2 protein-coding genes are annotated in these 5,495 nt (G+C 42.5%); both read right to left on the minus strand.

Annotated elements, in window-relative coordinates; genetic code table 11:
• Positions 1-168: 168 nt before the first annotated feature.
• Positions 169-1,296 (minus strand): fibronectin type III domain-containing protein, encoded by a 1,128-nt coding sequence (locus OEV42_21195; protein MDH3976786.1) that lies wholly within the window; start codon positions 1,294-1,296, stop codon positions 169-171.
• Positions 1,287-5,495, minus strand: a 4,209-nt coding sequence (locus tag OEV42_21200; protein ID MDH3976787.1) for an Ig-like domain-containing protein, incomplete at its 5' end; no start/stop codon positions are given. The genes OEV42_21195 and OEV42_21200, both read right to left, overlap by 10 nt.

The raw sequence follows: 5,495 nt of genomic DNA on the forward strand, positions 1-5,495 counted from the left end.
TCAATATTTAATTATCAAAGAGCAAAAGCAAAAGATTGTTAGTAAGGGTAAATGCCGATTCCTGCATTTGAATCACATTGCTCACACATCATATTTCCTCAATCCAAAACGAAAGAAAGGGACAGAATTTAATCCGTCCCCTTCATTTGATTTAATCATTGCCAATGCTTACGGCCTTGTAGCATTCACCTCCACCGGATCAGAATTGCCAATGCCCGACTTTGCACTTATACGATAATACCATGTTGCCCCAGCTGTTGCGCTGGTGTCATTATAACTATAAGTCTGCTTCTCATCGAGTGGCACGGTCGTCACATTACTAAACACACCCGTCGCTGATGTCGCCCTTTCGATATCATACCCCGTAACACAACCGGGGTCCTGTGGTGAAGGATTCCATGTCAAGTACACCCCCGAAGTCGAAGGCAAAGCCTGAACATCGACAGGTGTATCGGGACCACCTTTGGGGTCCGTCGCTTCATCTAGCCAAGTCCATTTGAGAATGCTAAATGATGATTCAGTTACCTTGCCCGAGTAAACATCTCCATTCGGAGATAATACCGGTTTTCCATACTCTGCATTGACAATTACTGTTGGTGTAGGCGGTGGCGGTACAGTATCACCACCTTCTTCCACAATGTCATCAGACGGCAAATCAAGCAGGCCAATCTGCTTACCACATCGATCAAACTTATAAACCTGCCAATGTGGATCGTTATTAGCTCTTGTTATAGGATATAAGAAACCTTTCAAGTCCCTAATTAATCCTTGAGAGCCACCCGTCAATTTATAAGTATATATGCCGTCATCATATTCAATAATGTTGACACCATTTTTGGAAGATTTAATGTGTCCTAGCTGAAGTGGTCTTTCACTATGAGTTTCTATTTCTTCACCTGTTGGTGATAATAAATAATAATCTCCTGCTTCGATCCAAGTATTACCTGATGATGAAAAACCAACGACATCATTAAAGTTATATTTTTTATAATCAGGATTTTTTCCACTTGATATTACTCTAGGCACTTCTTTATTTAGTAAACCATTACTGCCATAAACCAGTCTCCTTTTTTTTGCAATATCATCTATTATTAGACTATCGTCAATGAGTACTACCGTTAAAGATGGTGTCATATCCATGATACCATCACTGTCTACATAACCAAACTGCTCCAGTCCACTTCCCCATGATCCATTTACAACTTCACTGGGGCCTTGCCAGCCCGCAAAACTTATTGATATTGTGCTTAAGATAACAATGAAAGAAAAAAGTATTTGCCGCATAATTAATCCCATAATTTTATTCTCCCAAAACCTTTTGGTTTTTTCAAATAGTTATTTTTTAAACCCTTTTTAATTTCATTAACAATAACTTTTCTATTAAAATTACACTCTTCATCTCTTCCTACTTTGTAACAAACCTCATCTGAGCCACTAGCATGAATTATTTCATAACTACACATTTCATTTTTAGGACAACTCGTTCTATCCGAATATACAATTGAGATATGACCACCATATCTGACCAAATCACCTTTTTTTACTTTTCTTACTAAATCTTTTTTGTATCCTTTCTGATAATAAGTCATGTCACTCTTAGTAAAGAATGTTTGTGAACCCCAATTGTCAGGTGCATAGGACGAATCAAACGCTAAAAGTCTACTCCCATTTGAAACTTTTGATAAGTTCACAATAGTATTACCACTATTGTTTAAATCACTCAAGCTTTTCTGCATCGTACGTGTAACAAAGCCACTACAATCAATTCCACGCCACTTTGTAGGATTTAACTGTGGAAATTCTTTTTTAGTCGTCTCAGACTGAGTAAGATAGAAAGGTGAGTTAAAATATGCATCTCTCTCAAATTTTCTGAGTCCTGTATATTTTTTATTGCCATCAAATGCATTACAAGCTGCATTAAGGTTTCCACTATAACTTGCGTTGGTATTGGTGCTTACTGCAATACTACCTGTCTTGCTAACAAAATTATTATTACTATCTTTAACATAATAAGTAATACTTTGTCTCACACTTGAGGGGGCCGTGCATGCAGCTATGCCGGGTGCAACACCTGAAACCTGGTCATTAAATTCTGCAATGGTATTCTTACAACCATAGCAGTAACTCATACCGATATCACTGTCTCGTTGCCCCGGTCCTTTTCCATCTCGTGAAATCCAATTATTTGTCGGTGCATTAACACCCATTTCACCATTTATACCCGCAAAATATTTTCCTTCCTCAATAATTCCATCAACAAATCGTTTTACCACATTCACATACAACTCATACAAGCCCGTATCATTAATCACATTCAAAGTAACACCGTTTATCAACTGATCTTGAGCCACAGTCGATGTTCTCTCCGTTCTCTCCACCTTTCCAACCAGTGTTTCCTTGTCAACAACCCTGTTCAACCAGTCATCCTGACTACCGGAAACAACGTAATCTTTCATAAGCTTCTGGAAAATATCTGTTTTATAGGTTGCTGTATTGGCTGACACATTAAAGTTTTCTTTAAATGTACCAATAGCATTGGCTGTATTTTGACCATAAATTCCATCTTCATCAGTCAACTGATAACCTGCCACAGTCCTCTTCCTCGGCACTACCTGGTTAATCAATTCCTGCACATAGTAGAAGCGCCGGTTCTGCTCTTCAACACCGTCAAGGTATCCACCCTGTGTATCCAGATCATAAGTATACACGGCAGTGCCGCCTAATACTTCGCTGAGACGCACATTTGAATTATCCCTTATCCTTAGCTCTACCCCCGTCGTTGCAGGCGCATCTTCCAAAACGCTTCCAGCAGTTAGCCGGTCAAGTTTAAATGTTAAATTCAGGAAGTGGTATTGATAGGGGTATGCCGAGTTCTGATAATGATTAAATTCCTCATTCGTCTTGACATAAAACTTCGCCTTGCCGTCAACAAGCGTTACCCTGCAATTCCCCCCGCTTATCTCGGCAGATGTACATACCGTAGCTCTTCCGTCAGGCCTCACATGCACCCCTTGCGGCAATGGCCCCATAAGCTTGACCCGGTCAGGATCATTAAGGGGCGCCTTGTTTTCATCATAAGCACTAAGTATAACAGCTTTTTCGCCGAGTGCAGGGTAATAATCGGTACAGAAAGTTTTGCTTACATTGTTAAAGTCCAGATCGTCACAGAGGTGTTTGAGCAGCTTCAATTCCGTATTAAGTATTTTTAATCCCGCCTGCCTGTCGGCCACATAAACAGTGCCGTCTCTTTCTACTATGCCTGTCGCCAGGATGATAGAAGAGAGATCATTGGCATTTCCTCCATCTTGTGATGTCTTGAATACAAGCTTCGGATTGATGGGGTCTTTGATATCGATAATATAGACGGCGTCACCGGCAGCGACAAAGACCAGACCGGACGTTTTCGATATCATAATATCTTTGGCAAGGATATCCAAATCAGTACCGTCATAATTTACCGCCGTTCCCAACACCTGCGGATTATAGGGATCACTAATATCAACGGTATTGATCTTGCCTTGAAAGCTGCTTGTTACGGCAATATCGATAATGCTTTTCCCCTGGTCCGCGCCTACACGTGAATCATAGAAACTGAATTCTGTAGCCGCATCAACCCTGAAGGCGCTGTAAGTTTCCGTCCTGCTGCCTGTCACACTGAGAACCTGTGGAATTAACAGATTAATATCGGCAACAATAAGCCTGCCCGTCGTTGTCGCTACAAGCATTTTGTCGCCTTTGATAATAGCGAGATCAGCAGGGTTACCATACCCCATCCCCGGCGTATCGAGATTGCCGACAATGGAAGCGCCGTAGTCAGTACTGCTGAAATTTCTCGCCATTTCAATATCTACCACCTGAACGCCCACCATGACTGTAGCCACGTAAGCCAGATTTCCATTAATGGCGACACGCCACGGTATACCCGACCAGGCTTCGGCCAGTCTTTCCTGGCCTATATGTGTCGGCAGTTCAGGATTATCACGAAGGTCATAAAAACGGACATAACCGTATTGCCCGCCACCGTAAATATTAACCGTATCGGTCATGGCCATAATTCCGTTATCAACAGTGACGCCTCTGAAGGAGAATCCATTATTGGCCCGGTGATGGTGAACAACAGCAGGCTGTTCAGGGTCGGTCACATTCACTACATACCAACCATTTTCATTGGCCGTTACATAGGCATAGGTATGGCCGTTGGGATGGGAGTATAAGTCCACACCACCTACGGAACCACCACTGAACTTTCCATCACCGAGGTCATAAACCTGCGGGGCCATAGTCGTAAACCAGGTTTTATACTCGCTAGCGCCATCAATATTCACTGCCAACTGTAATTTAACGCCACCGGCAGTGGTGTTTGATGCCGCATCACTATCCCTAATAGCCGTCGAAAGAATGACCTCGTACTTTCTGCCATAAACAAGATTATTTTTCGCTTGAAGAACAGCCTTCATCCTGTCTTCTTCCACCATCGTATAGACAAAGGCCGGCACATCGAGCCCTGTTTTAAAATCAACCAGTCTGAAGGTTAAATCCGTTACATTTTCGACAGGTTCATCAAAGAAAACTTCGACGGGATTGTTAACCAATACTTCATAGGCACCATTACCGGGAATGATGGCATCAACTCTCGGAGCACCATCTTTACCCTCAAGACTGCTTCCACTTTCAATGGCACGAACTTCGATTACTCTATTGCTCATGTTTCCTGCTGTATCCGTTGCACTTACCTCAAAGGTATAAACCCCTGCTTTATCCGGTTTAAAGTGATGACTTACACTTCCTGCAATGGGTGCGTTAAAATCTGACGTGTAGCTATAACTGTAAACAGGCGGATTCCCATCTTTTGCCTTTCGGTGCAAAGTTCTGTCCCCCGGCATAAGAGGCGCTGATACGGGAGCCCTTACTGTTCCATCAGCATCAACGATTTTTAATGTAATGGAGGCCGTCCCCATTTCCTGGTCAATGACGGTGACGGGCACGAGTATTTCAGTTCCAACAGGCACCGTCCCGGCAATGAAGCGTCCCGTCTGACCTGCCGCAACCTCCATATTGATCGTTATATCCGGTGTTGTCGAATCGGGTATAACCGTATCTTTATCGGCAAGCTTGAAATTAACATCATTTTTCTCGTATTTATCGCAGGCAACAATATCTTGCGTCTCCCTGTACATGGTTTGCGGGTGTACGGCTGTAATAGAGAAGGAACGACAAACCGTATTGGCCGTAAAACCATAAGTTGCATAATAACCATTAGATTTAGTATAGGAAACGAAGTTTTCAGCGCCGGGACTTCGAATGATCGCATTGTTTACCGGTCTGTCACTATTTTCAGCTTCACCCGGTATATAACCATTAAGACCATCCATATCCTGATAGGCATAACCCGATAATACAACATCACCTCCCAGGGAAGTATTCATATAGACAAAGGTTAAGACCGTTGCACCAACACCAAAAATTCCTAAAAATGGCGGACTGGCCGTCGTAAT

The sequence above is a fragment of the Deltaproteobacteria bacterium genome (genome assembly GCA_029860075.1).
Classification (GTDB): Bacteria; Desulfobacterota; JADFVX01; order JADFVX01; family JADFVX01; genus JAOUBX01.

Excerpts from the sequence above, each read along its gene's own strand:
- OEV42_21195 (MDH3976786.1), bottom strand. The coding sequence starts at position 1,296 with ATGGGATTAATTATGCGGCAAATACTTTTTTCTTTCATTGTTATCTTA.